This is a genomic window from Treponema saccharophilum DSM 2985 (assembly GCF_000255555.1).
Taxonomy (GTDB): domain Bacteria; phylum Spirochaetota; class Spirochaetia; order Treponematales; family Treponemataceae; genus Treponema_D; species Treponema_D saccharophilum.
Genome location: NZ_AGRW01000042.1, coordinates 59922 through 78586, shown reverse-complemented (window position 1 = coordinate 78586; position 18665 = coordinate 59922). Strand labels below are relative to the sequence as shown.

18 protein-coding genes are annotated in these 18665 nt (G+C 55.1%); 4 read left to right on the top strand and 14 right to left on the bottom strand.

Annotated features, from left to right (window positions below):
- From TRESADRAFT_RS05560 to TRESADRAFT_RS05495, 14 genes are all read right to left on the bottom strand, one after another.
- Positions 1–701, bottom strand: a 701-nt coding sequence (locus tag TRESADRAFT_RS05560; RefSeq protein WP_002703660.1) for a leucine-rich repeat domain-containing protein, incomplete at its 3' end; no start/stop codon positions are given.
- A gap of 244 nt (positions 702–945) precedes the next feature.
- Positions 946–1152 carry a hypothetical protein gene (locus TRESADRAFT_RS05555; protein ID WP_002703658.1) on the bottom strand — a complete coding sequence of 69 codons (207 nt, stop codon included), beginning with the start codon at positions 1150–1152 and terminating at the stop codon, positions 946–948.
- Between the two features lie 99 nt (positions 1153–1251).
- Entirely contained in the window at positions 1252–3207 is a 1956-nt protein-coding gene (locus TRESADRAFT_RS14995; RefSeq protein WP_002703656.1) for a leucine-rich repeat domain-containing protein, read from the bottom strand.
- Positions 3208–3353: 146 nt separating this feature from the next.
- A complete protein-coding gene (locus TRESADRAFT_RS05545) occupies positions 3354–4100 on the bottom strand; it encodes a leucine-rich repeat domain-containing protein (RefSeq protein WP_002703652.1) in 747 nt (248 codons plus the stop codon).
- A 231-nt stretch (positions 4101–4331) separates the two neighbouring features.
- Positions 4332–5312, bottom strand: a complete 981-nt coding sequence (locus TRESADRAFT_RS05540; RefSeq protein ID WP_002703650.1) for a leucine-rich repeat domain-containing protein — start codon at positions 5310–5312, stop codon at positions 4332–4334.
- Positions 5313–5356: 44 nt separating this feature from the next.
- A complete protein-coding gene (locus TRESADRAFT_RS05535) occupies positions 5357–5581 on the bottom strand; it encodes a hypothetical protein (protein ID WP_002703648.1) in 225 nt (74 codons plus the stop codon).
- A gap of 65 nt (positions 5582–5646) precedes the next feature.
- Positions 5647–8628 carry a leucine-rich repeat domain-containing protein gene (locus TRESADRAFT_RS16595; RefSeq protein WP_002703646.1) on the bottom strand — a complete coding sequence of 994 codons (2982 nt, stop codon included), beginning with the start codon at positions 8626–8628 and terminating at the stop codon, positions 5647–5649.
- Between the two features lie 175 nt (positions 8629–8803).
- Positions 8804–9514: a DNA-binding domain-containing protein gene (locus tag TRESADRAFT_RS05525; protein WP_002703644.1), complete on the bottom strand. Its 711-nt coding sequence runs from the start codon at positions 9512–9514 to the stop codon at positions 8804–8806.
- A gap of 71 nt (positions 9515–9585) precedes the next feature.
- Entirely contained in the window at positions 9586–9777 is a 192-nt protein-coding gene (locus tag TRESADRAFT_RS15640) for a hypothetical protein (protein ID WP_081478502.1), read from the bottom strand.
- Positions 9778–9906: 129 nt separating this feature from the next.
- Entirely contained in the window at positions 9907–10767 is an 861-nt protein-coding gene (locus TRESADRAFT_RS05520; protein WP_040842334.1) for a PD-(D/E)XK nuclease family transposase, read from the bottom strand.
- A gap of 164 nt (positions 10768–10931) precedes the next feature.
- Entirely contained in the window at positions 10932–11183 is a 252-nt protein-coding gene (locus TRESADRAFT_RS05515) for a hypothetical protein (protein WP_141607190.1), read from the bottom strand.
- A gap of 485 nt (positions 11184–11668) precedes the next feature.
- On the bottom strand, positions 11669–12064 hold the full coding sequence (locus tag TRESADRAFT_RS05510; RefSeq protein WP_002703623.1) for an outer membrane protein assembly factor BamD: 396 nt from the start codon (positions 12062–12064) through the stop codon (positions 11669–11671).
- Between the two features lie 739 nt (positions 12065–12803).
- Positions 12804–13748 carry an N-acetyl-gamma-glutamyl-phosphate reductase gene (gene argC / locus TRESADRAFT_RS05500; RefSeq protein ID WP_002703621.1) on the bottom strand — a complete coding sequence of 315 codons (945 nt, stop codon included), beginning with the start codon at positions 13746–13748 and terminating at the stop codon, positions 12804–12806.
- Positions 13749–13900: 152 nt separating this feature from the next.
- Entirely contained in the window at positions 13901–15163 is a 1263-nt protein-coding gene (locus TRESADRAFT_RS05495; protein WP_141607188.1) for a vWA domain-containing protein, read from the bottom strand.
- A 182-nt stretch (positions 15164–15345) separates the two neighbouring features.
- On the opposite strand from TRESADRAFT_RS05495, the gene TRESADRAFT_RS05490 reads away from it, so the two are divergent.
- The 4 genes from TRESADRAFT_RS05490 (at position 15346) to TRESADRAFT_RS05475 (ending at position 18661) form a co-directional block, all read left to right on the top strand.
- The gene (locus tag TRESADRAFT_RS05490; RefSeq protein WP_002703608.1) at positions 15346–16455 is read left to right on the top strand and encodes a hypothetical protein; all 1110 of its coding nucleotides are present in this window, start codon (positions 15346–15348) and stop codon (positions 16453–16455) included.
- Positions 16456–16554: 99 nt separating this feature from the next.
- Positions 16555–16767, top strand: a complete 213-nt coding sequence (gene rpsU / locus TRESADRAFT_RS05485) for a 30S ribosomal protein S21 (RefSeq protein WP_002703606.1) — start codon at positions 16555–16557, stop codon at positions 16765–16767.
- Positions 16768–16894: 127 nt separating this feature from the next.
- Positions 16895–17689: a phosphodiester glycosidase family protein gene (locus tag TRESADRAFT_RS14985; protein WP_002703604.1), complete on the top strand. Its 795-nt coding sequence runs from the start codon at positions 16895–16897 to the stop codon at positions 17687–17689.
- Between the two features lie 93 nt (positions 17690–17782).
- Positions 17783–18661 (top strand): PilZ domain-containing protein, encoded by an 879-nt coding sequence (locus TRESADRAFT_RS05475; RefSeq protein WP_002703602.1) that lies wholly within the window; start codon positions 17783–17785, stop codon positions 18659–18661.
- Positions 18662–18665: the final 4 nt, after the last annotated feature.

Genomic DNA, 18665 nt, shown 5'->3' with positions numbered 1-18665 from the left:
ACGACGGACGCAAGCGACGTGCAGCCATCGAACGCATTCTCGCCGATTTCCGTAACGCCTGCGGGAATGACCACCGACGCAAGTGCCTTGCAGCCATAGAACGCCCCATTGCCGATTTTCGTAACGCCAGCAGGGATTTCCACGCTCGCCGCGCTCTTGTCGAGGCACTTCACCGCAACGCCGCCCTCCACCAGCACCACGGGCTTCTGCCACACGCCGTCGGCGCACTTCACGCTCGTTGCGTGAACATAGACGTTAAAGAGATTGTCTTTGCCCTTAACCGCTTCCCACTGCGCCACAGTGCCGCCGAACTCCACCGACGTAAGCGCCCAGCATTCCAAGAACGCACTCTCGCCGATTTCCGTAACGCCTGCGGGAATGACCACCGACGCAAGCGCCTTGCAGCCATAGAACGCATACCAGTCGATTTCCGTAACGCTCTCGGGAATGACCACCGACGCAAGTGCCTTGCAGCCATAGAACGCCCCATTGCCGATTTTCGTAACGCCAGCAGGGATTTCCACGCTGGTAACGCTCTTGTCGCGGCATCCCACCGCAACGCCGTCCTCCACCAGCACCACGGGCTTCTGCCTCTCGCCGTCCGAGCCGATGTTCACCGCTTTCGGCGCAGTAACGGCAATCGCGTTGTCCGCCACCGCCGCGACAAGCAAAAGCGCGATACATAATCGTCTGATTTTCATAATGTTTCTCCGTACCAATACCGCTCGTTGTCACCCACATAGGTGCCGCACCGTGCACATCTAAATCCCATATAAAACTCCTTGCGCGGTTTTCCCGCGCTATTTTTCAATCTCAAAAATGCGGAGCGTGTTGCCGCCCGCAAGTCCTTCGTTCATAAGGCACTGTACCGTACATTCGGAAAAGCCCTTTACCCACAAGAAAAGCGCACCAGCTTCCGCCAGTACGCCGTGCTGTCCGCGTTCCCTATTCCTCGCCGCGAGCCACCTTTATGGCGTGGGCGATGAACTGGTGCGTCGTCCAGTCATTGTCGAAGGGCTTGCCCTGCTCGTTGAAATAGTCGCGCAGCAAGTCCTTCTGATTGCCGACCGCAAGAATCGGGTTCGAGTCCTTGCCGAGCTCACCCTTCGCATAAAGCTCGAACGGTTTTCCGTTGATTTCGATTTTTTCCATTTGAATCTCCTTCGTGCAAACCTGCACGTCGTTTTATTTATATGCCGGGCATACGCCCTGCCTTTGCCTTTTTCCAGTGCGCCTTCTGCAGCGCCGCCCCTACAGCTCCGCCTCGCCGTCAGAACACTTCACGCTTTTTGCGGGAACGTCCCCGTGCCAGTCGACCCATTTCTTCACGGCTTCCCACTGCGCCACAGTGCCGCCGAACTCCACGGACGCAAGCACCTTGCAGCCACTGAACTCCCCGACGTCGATTTCCGTAACGCCCGCGCCAATGACCATGGAGGCAAGCACCGTGCAGCCTTGGAACGCCGCCTCGCCGATTTTCGTAACACCCGTACCGATTTTGATTGAAGCAAGCGACTCGCAGCCGCTGAACGCCGCCTCGCCGATTTTCGTAACGCTGTCGGGAATGACCACGGACGCAAGTGCCTTGCAGCCGCTGAACGCCCAGCCGCCGATTTCCGTAACGCTGTCGGGAATGACCACGGACGCAAGCGACGTGCAGTCACGGAACGCATACCAGCCGATTTTCGTAACGCTGTCGGGAATGACCACGGACGCAAGTGCCTTGCAGCCGCTGAACGCCTGGTCGCCGATTTTCGTAACGCCCGCAGGGATTTCCACGCTCGCCGCGCTCTTGTCGGAACACCTCAGCACAACGCCGTCCACAACCTGTAAGACGGGTCTCTGCCACACGCCGTCGGCGCACTTCACGCCCGTTGCGGGAACATCGCCGTCAAAGAGATTGACCTTGCCCAAAACCGCGTCCCACTGCGCCATAGTCCCGCCGAACTCCACCGACGAAAGCGCCTTGCAGCCATCGAACGCTGCAATGCCGATGTTCGTAACGCCCGCACCGATTTTGATTGAAGCAAGCGACTTGCAGCCCTTGAACGCCCAGCCGCCGATTCTCGTAACGCCCGCGCCAATGACCACGGAAGAAAGAGCCGTGCAGTCCTCGAACGCCTCGCCAATTTCTTCCACATCATCCTCAAGAATGACGGATTTCAGGTTTTCCGTTTCCTTGAAATAAAGGCAATCTCCCTTCACGCCCCTGATGACAACGGTTGCATCGTCAAGCAAATTCTTGTCGAACTCATCGCGCAAACCCTCGTAGCCGTCAAAGTCCTTTGCCTCAAGAACGACCGTCTTTCCTCTTCCGTCCGCTTCGTCCTCTTTCATATGCGGAACAGCCTCTCCTTTATAAATGTGTGCGCTGCCGTCCGAATTTACTGCCAAAGTGGTGTACTGGGGAATCGGCGGGTTTGAGCCGTAAAGGTCAAAGTACCCGCGCTTGGAGCAGAAGTCGCAGAACTCCCAGTCCGCCTCGTCCGTGTCGGCGTAGCCCTCCGCCTTTTTGAGCGCGGAAACGAACGCCTTGACGAGTGCCGCTTCCTCCTCCTTGCCGTCCACAAGGCAAACGTAGCCCTCTCCGATTTCTACAGGAAAGCGCGCGCCCCCGACATTAACCGTGCCGTCTATCACACTGTCCTGCTCGATTTCATCATCGTCCATGTCGTGCGTTACATTTCCCGAAAGGATTTCCTCGCCCGTCTTTTTGTTCTTGAACTTTGCCATAATAGGGCGGTAGTTATACTCATAAATGTTGTCGATATGCTTCTCGCCATAGAACGAAGGAAAAATTATTCTGTTGAATTCCGGCAACCCGTAGTATGTATGCAGTCCGCCGCCCTGCCACACGTCTTCTCTGTATTCGTGGCACTCCCACCCCGATTCGCCGAAGTCCTGATAAAGGCTCGCCACAAGACGCGCCGCCTTTACCGCCTTGAACGGCTTTTGAAGCCACGCCGTATTGTCGGGAACATCGCCGTATTTGATGTCAAGCGCGCCGGGGTCAATGCAGACATCCTCGTTTGCCTTGAACTTGTTCCCGTCGAGCAGGAATGGCGCGTCCGAGCCGTCGCCTTCCTCGCCCCTGAACCAGCCGTAGTTTTCCTTGCACCAGTCGTACGCGCGTTTTGCCGCGTCCGCGTCCGCCGAACCGTCGCCCGTGTAGAACTCGATTTTGAAATATCCGTAACCTGCACTCATTGTGCTTACTCCTTTGCGCTTTTTGCGCCGTTTATATCAAACCGCTTTCCGCGGTCTGTTTCCGTTTTGTCCTGAAAAGCCGCCCGCAGCGGTCGCAGGATTCCGACCTCGTTAGACGCCCGTATGCGCCTTCTGCCGCGCCGCCCCTACAGTTTCGCCTCGCCGTCCGAGCATTTCACAGTCGTTGCGGGAAAGCCATAGTGCCAACCGGACATTTTTTCCACCGATTTCCACTGAGCCACCGTTCCGCCGAACTCTACCGACTCAAGTGACGTGCAGCACTCGAACGCACACGCGCCGATTACCGTGACGCTGGACGGAATCTCTACCGACGCAAGCGACTCGCAGTGACTGAACGCATAATCGCTGATTTTCGTGACGTCCTCGGGAATCGTGACAACAGATGTGCTCTGACTTGCGCAACACAAAACTTCGTTGTCCCTGATTGCGACTCCGTTCTTTATCGTAAGGAGAGGATGCGAAAGCTCGTTGATGTTGCAGCCTTTGAACGCTTTCGCGCCGATTTCCGTGACGCTTGATGGAATCTCCACCGACGTAAGCGACGTGCAATACCAGAACGCCCTATCGCCTATTTTCCTGACGCTGGACGGAATCTCCACCGACGAAAGCGACTTGCAGCCATTGAACGCAAAATCGCCGATTACCGTGACGCTCGACGGAATCTCCACAGACGAAAGCGACGTGCAATCCCTGAACGCCTGCTTGCCGATTGCCGTGACGCTGGACGGAATCTCCACCGACGTAAGCGACTCGCAGCCTTTGAACGCACAACCGCCAATTTCCGTGACGCCCTCGGGAATTGTCACGCTCTCCACATCCTTATCCGTGCATTCTTTCAGCACGCCGTCTTCAATTTTCAAAACATCTTTCATGTTTTATTCTCCTGCGCTTAAAGCCCGACTGGCTGTTGATTTGCCTCAAAATCAGCTCGCCGTCTGTCGTCGTGGACGCACACCTGCAACACAAGCGGGCAATCTGCGCGGACGAGGGCGGTGAGCCTGTGCTGGCCGTTCCGCAGTTCGCCTGACGGAGTGATTGTAATCGGGATTCCGCCCCTCCGCCCATGCAGGAAGCACGGACAAAAGGTTCATTCTCATTTTCCGCTACAGCTCCGCCTCGCCGTCCGAGCATTTCACAGTCGTTGCGGGAAAGCCATAGTTCCAGCCGTCGCCTTTTTCCACCGCCTCCCACTGCGCCGCCGTTCCGCCGAACTCTATCGACGTAAGCGAAGAGCAGTGAAAGAACGCATACTCGCCGATTTCCGCGACGCTTGACGGAATCGACACTGACTCAAGCGAAGAGCAGTCCCGAAACGCAAGTCCGCCGATTTCCGTGACTCCATCGGGAATCTCCACGCTCGCCGCGTCCTTGTCAGTGTATTCTACAAGAACGCCGTTTTCCACAATCGCGGATTTCTGCCATTCTCCGTCCGCACACTTCACGCTCTTTGCGGGACTGTAATCAAGCAGCCACATCTTTCCTTTCACCGCGTCCCACTGCGCCATCGTTCCGCCGAACTCAACCGACGAAAGCGACTCGCAGCCGTAGAACGAACCATCGCCGATTTTCTTGACGCTTGACGGAATCGACACCGACGAAAGCGACGTGCAGCCATAGAACGCCTCCCCGCCGATTTCCGCGACTCCCTCGGGAATCGTGATTGAAGCGCTCTGGCTTGTGCAATACAAAAGCTCGCTGTACTCGATTACAAGTCCGCCCTTTATCGTGAGGCACGGGTGCGAAATCTCGCTGATATTGCAACCCTTGAACGCCCTGTCGCCGATTTCCGTGAATTCCTCGGGAAGCGCCACCGACGAAAGCGACGTGCAGCCCTCGAACGCACTCTCGCCGATTTTCGTGACGCTTGATGGTATCACCACCGACTTAAGCGACTCGCAGCCATAGAACGCACTCCCGCCGATTGCCGTGACGCTGGACGGAATCTCTACCGACGCAAGCGACTTGCAGCCTTTGAACGCACAACCGCCAATTTCCGTGACGCCCTCGGGAATCACCACGCTCTCCACATCCTTATCCGTGCATTCTTTCAGCACGCCGTCTGCAATTTTCAAAACATCTTTCATGTTTTATTCTCCTGCGCTAAAAGCCCGCACGGCTGTTGTTTTGCCTAGTCTATCGCCCAGCCGTCGCGAATCATCTCGTCGATGCCTGAGTATTCGGCGACTGTCTTGTCCGTGGGACATGGCATGTAGTTCTTCAGCTCCACGGCTACAATCCGTATTTTTCCGCCGCCCTCCATCAGCATCCCGTACCGCCCGTCAAGGCTCTTCATCATGTCGCCGCTTCCCGCGCCCCTCGTGCGCTCCGTAAGCTCCCTGCTCCATTCCCCCATTTCTGTTTCCCCCTCCCCTCCGCCCATGCAGTAAGCACGGACGGAAGGTTCATTCTCATTTTCCGCTACAGTTCCGCCTCGCCGTCCGAGCACTTCACGCTCGTCGCTGGAACGTCAACGTGCCATTTTGCGCCTTTTTTCATCGCTTTCCACTGAGCCACCGTTCCGCCGAACGCCACCGACGCAAGCGACTCGCAGTGACAGAACGCATACCAGCCGATTGTCGTAACGCTTTCGGGAATGACCACCGACGCAAGCGCCTTGCAGTCTTGGAACGCCCTCCAGCCGATTGTCGTAACGCCCGCAGGGATTTCCACGCTCGCAGCGCTCTTGTCAAGGCACTCCACCGCAACGCCGTCCTCCACCAGCACAACGGGCTCCTGCCACTCGCCGTCCGCGCACTTCACGCCCGTTGCGGGAACATTGCCGTTAAAGAGATTGTCCTTGCCCTTAACCGCGTCCCACTGCGCCATAGTCCCGCCGAACTCCACCGCCGTAAGCGACTCGCAGCCCTCGAACGCATACTTGCCGATTTCCGTAACGCTTTCGGGAATGACCACGGACGCAAGCGCCTTGCAGCCCTCAAACGCATGCCAGCCGATTGCCGTAACGCTTTCGGGAATGACCACGGACGCAAGCGCCTTGCAGCCCTCGAACGCACTATCGTCGATTTCCGTAACGCTTTCGGGAATGACCACCGACGCAAGCGCCGTGCAGCCCTCGAACGCATTCTTGCCGATTTTCGTAACGCTTTCGGGAATGACCACCGACGCAAGCGCCGTGCAGCCCTTGAACGCCCCCCAGCCGATTGCCGTAACGCCGAACAGTTCCGCGCTCCTCACGTCCTTGGGGAAAATGGAATGCCTCTGCCCGGCGCCGCCGTACACTTTCACCTCGCCCTTGCAGAACAGGCGCACCGTCTTGTCCGCGCCCGCCTTGAGCGTCAGGTTCTCCGCCTTTTTCGCGGGGATTTCTGCGAGCGGAAGTTTCGTCTGCAAAAGCGCGTCGTATATTTCCCTGCCGCTCTTCGCGCTGTCAGAGAGTATTTCTGCTGCCTTTTTCGCCTTGTCCATCCACTTGCTGCTGTCCGCGCCCAGCTTGAACACAGCGTTGTTTTCCGCAATCTGCACGATGGCGACCGTCGCGCTCTTCGTGTTTGACAGAAGAGAGAAAGAGGAGTCCGCCACGCCCTCAAGCAGCATTGGGAGAATCGCGTCCACGCCAGCCTTCCGAACTTCGGCAATCTTCTTGTTCTTCGCCTTCTGCAGCTCGAGGTCTTCTTTCGTCACGTTCAGCGACTTCAGGTGCAGCTTGAGATTGGAGCTTCGTTTTATCGCCTTGTATGTTGAGCTGCCTTCCGTGCAGACGATTTCGTAGTTCGGGTTCGCCTCGTTCAAGTCGTCGAACCACTCGGACGGCACCTTCTTGAAGTCGTCCCCGAGCGTCACCTTTGCAAGCGACTTGCAGTCCTCGAACGCACCGTTGTCGATTTTCGTGACGCTCTCGGGAATCACAACCGACATAAGCGACGTGCAGCCTTTGAACGCCCAAACGCCAATTTCCGCGACGCTCGACGGAATCTCCACCGACGAAAGCGACTCGCAGCCATAGAACGCACTCCCTCCGATTTCCGTGACGCCCTCGGGAATTTCCACCGACGCAAGCGACGTGCAGCCATCGAACGCCCACTCGCCGATTTCCGTAACTCCCGCAGGGATTTCCACGCTCGAAGCGCTCTTGTCGAGGCATCTTACGGCAACGCCTGCTTCCACCAAAAGAACGGGCTTCTGCCATTCCCCGTCGGCGCACTTCACGCTCGTCGCGGGAACATCGCCGTTAAAGAGATTGTCTTTGCCCTTAACCGCGTCCCACTGCGCTTTTGTGCCTCCGAACTCCACGGACGAAAGAGCCTCGCAGTGCTTGAACGCCGCCTCGCCGATTTCCGTGACGCTCGACGGAATCTCCACCGACAAAAGCGACGTGCAACAACGGAACGCAAAACCACCGATTGCCGTGACGCTTGACGGAATCTCCACCGACGTAAGCGACTTGCAGCCATCGAACGCCCAACTGCCGATTTCCGTGACGCTTGACGGAATCTCCACCGACAAAAGCGACTTGCAGCCAGAGAACGCACCCCTGCCGATTTTCGTGACTCCCTCCGGAATCGTGATCGAGCTGCTCTGGCTTGCGCAGTACAAAAGCTTGCTTTCCTCGACCACAAGTCCGCCCTTTATCGTGAGGCACGGATGCGAAAGCTCGTTGATGTTGCAGCCTTTGAACGCATCCCCACCGATTTCCGTGACGCTCGGCGGAATTACCACCGACAAAAGCGACGTGCAGCCTTTGAACGCATCCCCACCGATTTCCGTGACGCTCTCGGGAATCACCACCGACGAAAGCGACGTGCAGCCACAGAACGCACTCCAGCCGATTTCCGTGACGCTTGATGGAATCACCACCGACGAAAGCGACGTGCAGTCTTTGAACGCCTCCTCCCCGATTCCAGTGACGCTCTCAGGAATCACCACGCTCTTCACATCCTTATCCGTGCATTCTTCCAGCACGCCGTTTTTCACGTGCAGACAGCCCTCATCAAACTCTTCGTCGTCCGAGAACTTCACGCTTGACGCGGGAATGTACGCAAGAAGCTCCCTATTTCCTTCCACATCTTCCCACTCCTCCGCAGTTCCGCCGAACTCTACCGACGAAAGCGACTCGCAGCCCTCGAACGCCCTATCGCCGATTTTCCTGACGCTTGACGGAATCAACACAGACGAAAGCGACTTGCAGCCATTGAACGCAAAATCGCCGATTACCGTGACGCTTGATGGAATCACAACCGACGAAAGCGACTTGCAATCCCTGAACGCCTGCTTGCCGATTGCCGTGACGCTGGACGGAATCTCCACCGACGCAAGCGACTCGCAGCCTTTGAACGCACAACCGCCAATTTCCGTGACGCCCTCGGGAATCGTCACGCTCGTCACGCTCTTGTCCGTGCATTCTTTCAGCACGCCGTCTGCAATTTTCAAAATGTCCGCCATACAAATCTTTCCTTTGCGATTAAAGCCCGCACGGCTGTTGCTTGTTGTTTCCGTCCAGTACTACGCTACTAGCCACCCCAGTAGCATGCTACTGGACACCCTAGTACTACGCTACTGGACACCCCAGTACTACGCTACTAGCCACCCTAGTACTATGCTACTGGAGTCCTCAGTACTACGCTACCGTAACGCTCTTCTCGAACGCACCCTTTTTCAGCGTCTTGCCGTCGGTTTTGTTGCCAGTGTTCTTTGTCCTGACCTCAAGCGTGTAGCTTCCTGCCGCGGTGTCCATAGGAAGCACGAAGAGAACCTTTGACGGCTTGTTTTCCACCACCTGCGTGCAGCGGATTTCGCTCGCGCCTCCGACGAGGAACACGCCCTGCTCGCCGTCAGCATTGTCGAACTTGAGCTTCGCGCCCGTAACCTCGATGACGCTCCCCGCCTTGAGGTTGCCGCTTCTGTCCTCCGCGTCCGAAAGCGTGTCGCGCACGCCCGTAATCCACGGAGCAGAAGTCGTTCCCTGCACCTTGGTCAGCTTCACTTTGCCCGCAGCTTCCTTAAGAACCGTTCCCGCTGCAACGTTGACCTTGAGCGCGTGCCGACGCAGGTCGAACACGTCGTCGCCGTTGTCGAACTTGCCCTGAATCGCGAGCGACGTGTTGAAAAGAGGCGTGTTGATTGCGCTTCCCTCCTCGGTGATGATGGCGCACTCCTCCTCGTAGGCGTTGATTGCCGCGAGCAAATCGGTCTTGGTCATCGTGTTGCCGCGCTTCAGAATGCGGTCGATGATTTCCTCTTTCGTGAGGCTCTTCACGTCCTCAAGAGCCGCCAGCTTGTCGTTCGGGTCTTCTGTCAGCGGATTGTCCCTAAGCGAATACTTAGCCATATTGTTTTCTCCTCCAAAATTGATATAAAAAGCCTATATCGTTACGACTAAAGTCATACCAATATAGGCTTTTATGTGAGAATTGATAAATTGAGTTGATTGAAAAAGAGACTATGCTCCCCTTTGTTGTTTGTTGTTTGTTGTTTGTTGTTTGTTGTTTGTTGTTTGTTGTTTGTTGTTTGTTGTTTGTTGTTTGTTGTTTGTTGTTTGTTGTTTGTCAAGATTGTGGATGCGGGAGTATGAATGTCAAGCACTTTTTGCATGCGGGAATTGTAGTGCGACACTGCTGAGTCGTCAAACAAAACACATAAATTTCAACAGAACGCCAGACGAAGACGCAAAAAAAATCCGCTTCCGGCCGAGAGTGACGGAAACGGATTTTTCATAGCAAGCTATGACTGATGTTGGATTTGCTCGGCAAGTTTCCGTACCTGCTCAAGCGGCAAATCAGCGATGTCAGCAATGCGCTCAAGCGACATTGAGCCATCTTGAAGCAGTTTTTTTGCAACTTCTACATTGCGTTCAACTCTAGCTTCTTTTCTTGCTTCCGCAGCTTTTTCTTTTCCGTACTCTTCAAATGCCCTGCACACTGTGTTCACCTCCCCGTCTTCCTGCTTATGGAACCGCACGCGCTCGGCAATCTCGGCATAGTGCATTTTGTCCGCATTAGATTCGCGGAAGTCGTGCATCAGCCAGCCAATTGCGTCCTTACCTTTGTATGCGCCGTTCACATAAATCGTGTGAACGCCATTGTCGAAAGGCAAAACCTCGCCTTTTCTGGTTGTGATGATTTGATTCACCACATAAGTCGGTTCGCCTTTGCCATAAAAATCATTTTCGGTTATGAAAATGATATACGTTTCAGGCAATGCGGAAAAGTCGTCGTTCTTCTGAAGCGAGTGAGAATCTATCATCGAAAGATTGTACCTCGCACGCCTCTCCGACGCACCTTTGTCAGCACGCTGAATCTCAATGTTGTACTGCTTGCCCTCTGTATCGACCGCCAGAACGTCCAATCGTACCGAACGCCCGAAAATGTTGTGTTTTTCCTTCTGCGTCAACGACTGTTTTACGGTCAAATCCGTCCGGTCGAGAAGGATGCGCAGGAGGAACTCCGTCAGCTTGTTGTCGCCCGAGAATACGATTGTCATGAAGTCGTCATCCATCAGCCGCAAGCCTTGTATCCGCTCCCACATCTTCGGGTCGATTTTCTTTACCGTTCTCGGCTTCTTTTCGCTCTTGCTCTTGCTCATCGGTTGTATTCTAGCACAAAATCCGCTTCCGGTCGTGAATGACGAAAGCGGATTTTTCATAGCAAGCTGAGGAGAATGCCTGTTTTATTTGTTTTTTGGTGACAGGAAGAATCTTTAATTTTGAGAAAAATACAGAAAGTGTTTGCTTCTGACTTTCGGAATCTTCATTTTGACATCCTGCGCTCTGCTAATAACGCGTCAGCATCCACTTCCGGCGGAATAAGACCAACAATTGCATTAAGAGCATTCAGTTTCTCCTGAACTTTACTGGAAAGTTTTTTCTGCTTTTTCTCCGGCAGGATTTTCAGCCCGGAAACGGCGGCTTCGTTTTTGTACTGGGAAGGATTCGCAAAAAAATCTGCGTATGACACTACAAGCATTTTCTCCTCCTTGTTATTACGCTCATCATAGCACAAGCAGCGGAAAAAGTAATTCGTGGTGATATCAACAAACGGATTGGTGAGTGCTTAACGGCACTCACCAAAAAAGAAGAAGAACGCCCTGCACGCTGTGCTTACCTCCTTGGTAGGCACGAGCAAGCCTCGCCTGGGAAGGTACGCGCGCCCCCGCGCGTGCCGGCGAACGCTTGCTACAACAACGCCGAACTCAGAACGGAAAAGAAACAAGCAAGCGCTTCTTAGAACGGGAAAATCCCCATCAACACGCGCGCATCCGCCACGGTAGGCACGCGCCCTAACGCGTGCCGGCGAACGCTTGCTCCAACAACGCCGAACTTAGAACGAGGAAAGGAACAAGCAAGCGCTTCTTAGAACAGGAAAAGCCCCATCAACACGCGCACGCCTCGCCTGGGGAGGTACGCGCGCCCCCGCGCGTGCCAGCGAACGCTTGCTACAACAACGCCGAACTTAGAACGAGGAAAGGAACAAGCAAGCGCAAGCGCCTATTTTTGTGCCTTCTTTATCTGCTCTAGTCCCAGCTCGGACAGTTTCCGGTATTCCCCGGGAAGCTGCCCCGGAATCGTCACGCTGTAAAGTTCGAGGAGCTCGCTGAAAACGTTGCTCGCGAACTCATATTTTTTCTGCTGCTGGTAGATGTGGCCAATCTCGTATTTCGCCTCGACAAAAACGGCCGTGTCGGAATCCCCAAAGCGCTCAAGCGCGGCGTTGTAGTAGCGGAGCGCGACTTTGTACCGCCCTTTTTCGAACGCGCTCTGACCTCCCTGAATAAGCTGCTTGGAAGTCAAGTCATCCGGAACGGGCGCATTCGACTCACACGAAGGAAGCGAGAAAGCAAGCACAACGGCTGCAATCGCAAAAAATGTAGTTGATTTTTTCATAGTGAAATTATAACAATCGGAAATGAAAAAAGGAACGGACGCACGCGATGATTAACGCGCGTTTATCGTTGTTCATTGTAGCGTGCGTACGCAGCCCCTGCGTGAGCCGCAGGGGTGCGCCTTGGTGGATACCATGAAGAACGCATTGTTTAACGCGCGTTTGTAGCTGTTCTCTGGAGCGTGCGCTTGCTCCGAAAAAGCCGAACTCAGAACGGAAATGGAACATGCAAGCCCGAACCGCGAACGCGAACTTTCTCATCCACGCTCGCACCCCCACCAGGGCGCACTCCCCGCACCCGCGGGGAGCTGCGTGCGCTTGCTCCGACCAAGCCGAACTCAGAACGGAAAAAACATCGCAAGCCCGAACCGCGAACGCGACCATTCTCATCCACACTCGCATTCCCACCAGGGCGCACACGTGCCCCGCACGTGCTGCGTGCGCTTGCTCCGACCAAGCCGAACTTGGAACGCGAAAAGGAACAAGCGCTGCTTAGAACGAGATAAATCATTCCCCCTCTCGCATACCCACCAAGGCGCACACGTGCCCCGCACGTGCTGCGTGCGCTTGCTCCGAAAAAGCCGAACTTGGAACGGAAAAAACATCGCAAGCCCGAACCGCGAACGCGACCATTCTCATCCACGCTCGCAACCCCGCCAAGGCGCACTCCCCGCATCGCGGGGAGCTGCGTGCGCTTGCTCCGACCAAGCCGAACTTGGAACGCGTGAACGTCGCAAGCGCCTAACGCAGGCTTGTCGTCTCGTCGATTCCCATCGAAATGTTCAGGCACTGGACGGCGGCACCGCTCGCGCCTTTTCCGAGGTTGTCGAAGCGGCTTGTGAGCATGATTCTGTCGTCGTTTCCGTAGACGAAAATCTGCATGTCGTTCGTTCCGGCAAGCGTGTTCGCGGGAATGAACTGCTCGGGAAGGACGCCCTCGCCCATGAGCGGCGCGACCGTGACGAAATTGCAGCCGGCGTAATGCTCTGCCATCATCTCTCGCACGTCAGCCGCGGTGACTTTCTTCGACAAAAGGCGGGAATGGAGACCGACCGTAACGGTCATTCCCTGAAAATAATCGCAGACATACGGATTGAAAATCGGCTCGAATGCAAGCCCAGCGATTTTCTTCATCTCGGGAAGATGCTTGTGGCTCTGCGTGAGCGCGTAAAGGCGCGGGGAATCGAGCTCGGGGTTGCGTCCCTCGGCCTCGTACTGCGCGATCGCCTTCTTTCCGGCTCCCGAATATCCCGATACGGCGTGGATTGTCACGGGATAGTCGGCAGGCATTATCCCCGACTTGACGAGCGGATAGCCGAGCGCGATGAATCCCGAAGCGTAGCATCCCGGAACGGCTATTCTCTTCGACGACTCTATCCGCTTCCTGAATTCGGGAGAAAGCTCGGGGAAACCGTACGCCCAGTCAGGATTTGTCCGGTGCGCCGTAGACGCGTCGATTATGACGGTGTTCGGGTTCGTGCAGAGGGACGCGCTTTCGACAGCGGCGGCATCGGGAAGGCAAAGAAACGTGTAGTCGGAAGCATCGATAAGCCTGCGCCGCTCATCGGCATCCTTGCGCTTGTCCTCGTCAATCTGGAGAATCTCGATATCGTTCCGTTTCGCGAAACGCTCGTATATCTTCAGCCCAGTCGTTCCTTCTTTTCCGTCGATGAAAACCTTTACCATAAAAAACTCCGTGTTTTTTGAGATTGCGAACAGGATTTTCCCGCGCGCCTGATAAGTCGTCCCGGCAAACACCGTCCGCCGGACGCGCACATTCTATTCCGAATCAAAAAAAATGTCCCGCCGGAAGACGGAACACTTTCTGCGGATGCGCCCTACCAGCGCCCGCGGTCTGCTTTGTTGTCGGGAACGATTATCGTGTCGATGACGACGCCCTTCGATTTTGAGAGTTTCGAGACGAGCGCCTTCGTGTATTTTTTCGAGCCGCGCGGCTCCGGATGGGGCTCCGCATCCCCGATGAGGATTATCTTCTTCTGCGCGCCGCTCCGCCACGAATAGAAGTCGAGCGAGGCGAACAGCGCCTCGTAGACCGCCTCGGGAAGGTCGCCGCCCTCGCTTCCGTTTATCACGAAGCGGCTCATGTTCTTCCGGAACGTCTCGATGTCGTCCGTAAAGTCGAACATCTTCACGGGAAGCTTCTTGTAGCTGAAGTCGTCGCCGTAATCCCGGTACAGGAGAAGCCCGAACCGCACCGCGCCGAACGATTCCCGGGCGACTTCCTCGCGGGAAAGAGTCTTCTCAAGATGCGGGAGCCATATGTCCCGAAGCACCTTCACGTCGTCCTTCATGCTTCCCGTCGCGTCGATTGCGAACACGATGTCGATGTTCTCCTTCGGGGAAATGCGCTCAATCGAATCCATCACGTCGTCGGAAAGCTTGTCGAGGTCGGAGACGACCATCTGCCCGCCGGAGAATTCCGCGATGTCGTTGAAGCTCGCGACGGCGTCCGGGTTGTACGCGTCCGTCAGCACGGGAACGTAGGCGGGCGGAAGCGCGCCGGGCTCCGGCTCGTGCAGGTCGAACATGAACGGGTTGTCCATGAATTCGCCCGAATAATCCGCGTATTTCTTGCTGAACGAGCGCACGTTTATGAACGTTCCCTTCTGGATTTGAACGGTTCCGTTCCGCGTCCAGGGATAGCCGTACACGAGCGTTTTCGGGATGTAGATATGGAACGCCTCGCCGAATTCCTCGTCGCTTTCCGCGGTTGAGTCGGCAAGACGGTATTTCGAGTATTCGGAGACGAGGACTTTCCCGTTCAGATACGTCACCTCGTCGCCGTTCACCGGATTGTATTCGGTGGCGCGGTAGGAATAGTTGTCGTTCTCACCGTTCGGGTCTTTCGTCGTGTCGCACAAAAGAACCGATTCCATGTCAGCCTTCTTCCTTATATATAGATGGAATCCGGAAATCTCGCTGAATTTGTCGTCGACCTGCACGCCGGAACCTTCCCCCTCGGCGCCGGATTCGGGAACGTACTCGAGCCGCAAGTCGCCGACGCGCACGATAAGGTCGGCGGCAGAAGCGATGCCGCATACAAACAAAAGCCCCAAAAGCGAAAATAGTCTTGTTCTCATACATCTAAATTCGGCAGAACGGCCCATTCAATTTACATCCGCAAAAAAACAGCGTAATTGTCATTTTCATGCAAAAAAAAGGATGATTCCGACTAAACACGCACAAAAAATCTAGGCTGTTTTAAGATTCGCTCAAATTTATATGGTATAATTTTTCCCCGTAAACAAGGTGGGGAAATAAAATGAAAGAAGAGGATTTTGAGCCAGTCGATTTGGGATATTTTTTCCCGGACGAGGAGAAGCCGAAAAAACGCCAGGACGCCTTCGACACGGATATCGTCGTCTTCACGGCAAAACAGCAGAAACTGGTGGACACGCTCAACGAGATGCTCGCGAATTCAAAGGATGCGGGCGCGACGCACATCGACCACATGGAATATTTCAGGAAACGAGTCGAGAACTTGAAGTCGCTCGCGGCGGCAATCGCGGAATTCCCGTCGCTCCTTGAAAGGACGGAAATCGCGAACAGGGAACGGACGCCGCAATCGCTCATCGAATCCCTCGTGAATTCGACAAGGGAGGGCGACACGACGCTCCAGCTTCCGTCAAAAGCGACGCTCGGCAAGGGGTTTCTCGTCGCAAAGCTGCACACGTTCTCGAATCTCGTCAAGCTCGCGCGCGAGGCGAAACTCGGCGACGAGATAATCAACGACATCCACGCGGAGACGACTTCGATGATGTTCCTTCTGCTCGCGGAGGACGTCTACCTCAACCTCATCCGCGATACGAGCCTTTCGATGGACGCAAGACGGCAGCTCGCATCGGCGCTCCTTCTTCTGTGGGAGCACCGCGCCGACCAGAACATCGACGACATCGCGCCCGTCCTTCAGGCGGTCTGGATTGCGAGGGCAAAACTCGCGCCCGCGTTCGGAACGATGATGGGAACGAGCGAGCTTTTCACGATAACGTTCTCGCTCGACGACCAGTGGTCGAAATTCATCGGCTCGCGTCTCCAGGACGAGGACGTGAAAATGGCGATGGAGGAATTCCTGTTCGGCATATCGTACGAGCAGATTCTCAAGCTCAAATCGATTCTCCGCGAGAAGGGAATAGCGGCAATCGGACGCCAGGAAGTGTCGTATTACCTCGGAGAGTCGGTTATGACCGAATTGAGCCAAGATTACCGCGACTTTTTCCAGCAGTATTCGATACGGCGGGACAACGCCCGCGTAAGGAACAGGCTCAAGATTCCGGGGCCGCACAAGACGCTTGAGGACCACTTCATCAGCTTCGTCATGCAGCTCAACATCGAGAAGCAGAAGCAGGACGCGGCGGCGCGGAACGACAACTGAAAGATTCACCGAATTTTCGCCCAGTTCCTTGAACAATGTCCCGTTTTCTGCCATACTCTCAAAACTTACGGAAACATCCGGGTCGGGAGGTGAGAACAAATGGCAACAATCAACGTCGATGCGAACGAGAACCTTGAGAAGGCAATCAAACGCTTCAAGAGAATGGTTGAGAAGGAAGGCATCATCCGCGAATACAAAAAGCGCGAGTACTATGAGAAGCCCTCGACGATTCAGAACCGCAAGAACAAGACACTTCAGCGCAAGATGATGAAGAAGAGCCGCAAGTCACACGACTCGCGCTCAGCTTACTGATTCGGCGATGTTTCGCTCGGATAAAATCTGACGAACAAGCGGAAACCTCCAAGACTTCCTTGGAGGTTGTTTTTTTTGCACGCGGAAAGACTAAAACGGCGCGCCCCTTTCCGCCGCACAAACCATTATGAAAAAACGTTTTTTTAAACCACTGCGGATTGCAGCCCTCCTGCTAGCGCTCGCCGCGCTTTCATGCACGACGACGGACTCTACGAGGGAATTCCATACGCCAGAAATCGCATGGCTCGGGGAAGGGAACCCGAAAGTCGCGTCGGTCAGCGGCGAGGGCGTCCGGTATTCGCTCGCCAGAATCTCGCTCGACGAAAACGCCCGAATCGTCGCGTATCCGGACGAAAGCGGGAAAAACGGCGCGATATCGCTCGGCGCGTTCCTGAAAATGACAGGCGCGTCCGTCGCCGTGAACACGACACCGTACACGAAATCGAAGCGCATTCTCGGAATACACATTTCGGACGGAAAAAAACTGTCCGGTGAAATCGGGAGGTACAGCGCCGTCATCTTCGAGGAGTGTTCTTCCGGACTGAGGGCGCGCATCGTGGAAAGCCAGTCGGAAAGCGCGTTCGGCGTGGCGGAATTCGCGTTCGGCGGGTTCTTCACGATTCTGAAAGACGGCGAGATTATGGAATTCCGCCACACGAGCTATGACGCAAGGAGCGCAATCGGAATCGCGGACGACGGGAAGACGGTTTTCATCCTCGCCGTGGAAAAAGGATTCTCAAGCGCGGGACTTTCCTACACGCAATGCGCGGAAATTATGAGGAAGCTCGGCGCGACGGACGCGATGGAATTCGACGGCGGCGGCTCGACGTCGTTTTTCGCGGAAAACGGCGAGGGCAACACCGTGAAAGTGCGGGAGTCGCTCAGGAAAAACGCGGCATACATGGGATTCCGTTTCCGGTAGAACGGCGTCAATCCCCTCGCCTGCCTTATCTGGCGCGGGATGAGCTTAAGACCTCAATTGACGATTAGTTTTTTATGGTTTATCATCCTTTACATGGGAATCGTTACTAGCCAGAAGCTTACGCAATATTACGACCAATATCGTGATACGGAAGTGACTTTTACAAAAGACATAATAAGAACTCTCAAGCTTGACCCGAGGCAGATACAGATAAAATACACTGACAAGGACGACATGAAATTCCGTCCCTGCATTCTGAATTCGACGTCTTTCCAAAAGGCCAAGATTATCGTCAGCACAAAGGACGAGTGTTTCGAGGTTATTGCAGGAAAGGAGCCGCCGCCGGTACATCTCAAATTCTCCTTCTTCGGAGAGAACGGTCAGCCCATCAGTTTCTTCATCGCCACGAAAGTAACGGAGAAGAAACCGTACAACAACTCGAACGAGCTTGCGCAGATAACGCTCCAGTTCACGCAGCGGCCGCCGGACGACCTCATAGAGATTGTCGGAAAGCTTCTTGAGGCGAACACGAACGCGATAAGAAGGCGCGAGGAGCGCATAATCGTCAACGAGGACAGCAAGCGCAAGCTCAAGCTCATGAAAGAGGAATGCATCGTCGTCATTCAAGGCGTGCCGCGCAACTGCATTGTAAGGGACTTGTCCTTTTCGGGCGCGAAAGTCGTTCTGATTGGAATCCCGAATTTCATGATAAACAAGGATGCTGAGCTCAAGCTCCAGTTCGACGAGCCGTCCGAAACGATTTCCATAAAGGGCGCGATTATGTCCGCCGACCCCATCGAGGGACGCAAGGACATTTGTTCGGCAAGCATCAAATTCGACGAATATCAGGTTCCGCTTTCATACAAAATCCACGTCAACGATTACCTCACGACGGTGCGGAAAGCGCAGTTGTCTGCAAGCGACCAGATAGCGCAGCAGCGGGCGGCGCAGTTCAACATGATGCAACGATAACGGA

Coding starts and splice junctions, on each gene's coding strand:
- TRESADRAFT_RS05475 (WP_002703602.1), top strand. CDS start 17,783: ATGGGAATCGTTACTAGCCAGAAGCTTACGCAATATTACGACCAATAT.
- TRESADRAFT_RS05540 (WP_002703650.1), bottom strand. CDS start 5,312: ATGAAAGATGTTTTGAAAATTGCAGACGGCGTGCTGAAAGAATGCACG.
- TRESADRAFT_RS05545 (WP_002703652.1), bottom strand. CDS start 4,100: ATGAAAGATGTTTTGAAAATTGAAGACGGCGTGCTGAAAGAATGCACG.
- TRESADRAFT_RS05535 (WP_002703648.1), bottom strand. CDS start 5,581: ATGGGGGAATGGAGCAGGGAGCTTACGGAGCGCACGAGGGGCGCGGGA.
- TRESADRAFT_RS05525 (WP_002703644.1), bottom strand. CDS start 9,514: ATGGCTAAGTATTCGCTTAGGGACAATCCGCTGACAGAAGACCCGAAC.
- TRESADRAFT_RS05495 (WP_141607188.1), bottom strand. CDS start 15,163: ATGAGAACAAGACTATTTTCGCTTTTGGGGCTTTTGTTTGTATGCGGC.
- TRESADRAFT_RS14995 (WP_002703656.1), bottom strand. CDS start 3,207: ATGAGTGCAGGTTACGGATATTTCAAAATCGAGTTCTACACGGGCGAC.
- TRESADRAFT_RS14985 (WP_002703604.1), top strand. CDS start 16,895: ATGAAAAAACGTTTTTTTAAACCACTGCGGATTGCAGCCCTCCTGCTA.
- rpsU (WP_002703606.1), top strand. CDS start 16,555: ATGGCAACAATCAACGTCGATGCGAACGAGAACCTTGAGAAGGCAATC.
- TRESADRAFT_RS16595 (WP_002703646.1), bottom strand. CDS start 8,628: ATGGCGGACATTTTGAAAATTGCAGACGGCGTGCTGAAAGAATGCACG.
- TRESADRAFT_RS05490 (WP_002703608.1), top strand. CDS start 15,346: ATGAAAGAAGAGGATTTTGAGCCAGTCGATTTGGGATATTTTTTCCCG.
- TRESADRAFT_RS05510 (WP_002703623.1), bottom strand. CDS start 12,064: ATGAAAAAATCAACTACATTTTTTGCGATTGCAGCCGTTGTGCTTGCT.
- TRESADRAFT_RS15640 (WP_081478502.1), bottom strand. CDS start 9,777: ATGCAAAAAGTGCTTGACATTCATACTCCCGCATCCACAATCTTGACA.
- argC (WP_002703621.1), bottom strand. CDS start 13,748: ATGGTAAAGGTTTTCATCGACGGAAAAGAAGGAACGACTGGGCTGAAG.
- TRESADRAFT_RS05520 (WP_040842334.1), bottom strand. CDS start 10,767: ATGAGCAAGAGCAAGAGCGAAAAGAAGCCGAGAACGGTAAAGAAAATC.
- TRESADRAFT_RS05555 (WP_002703658.1), bottom strand. CDS start 1,152: ATGGAAAAAATCGAAATCAACGGAAAACCGTTCGAGCTTTATGCGAAG.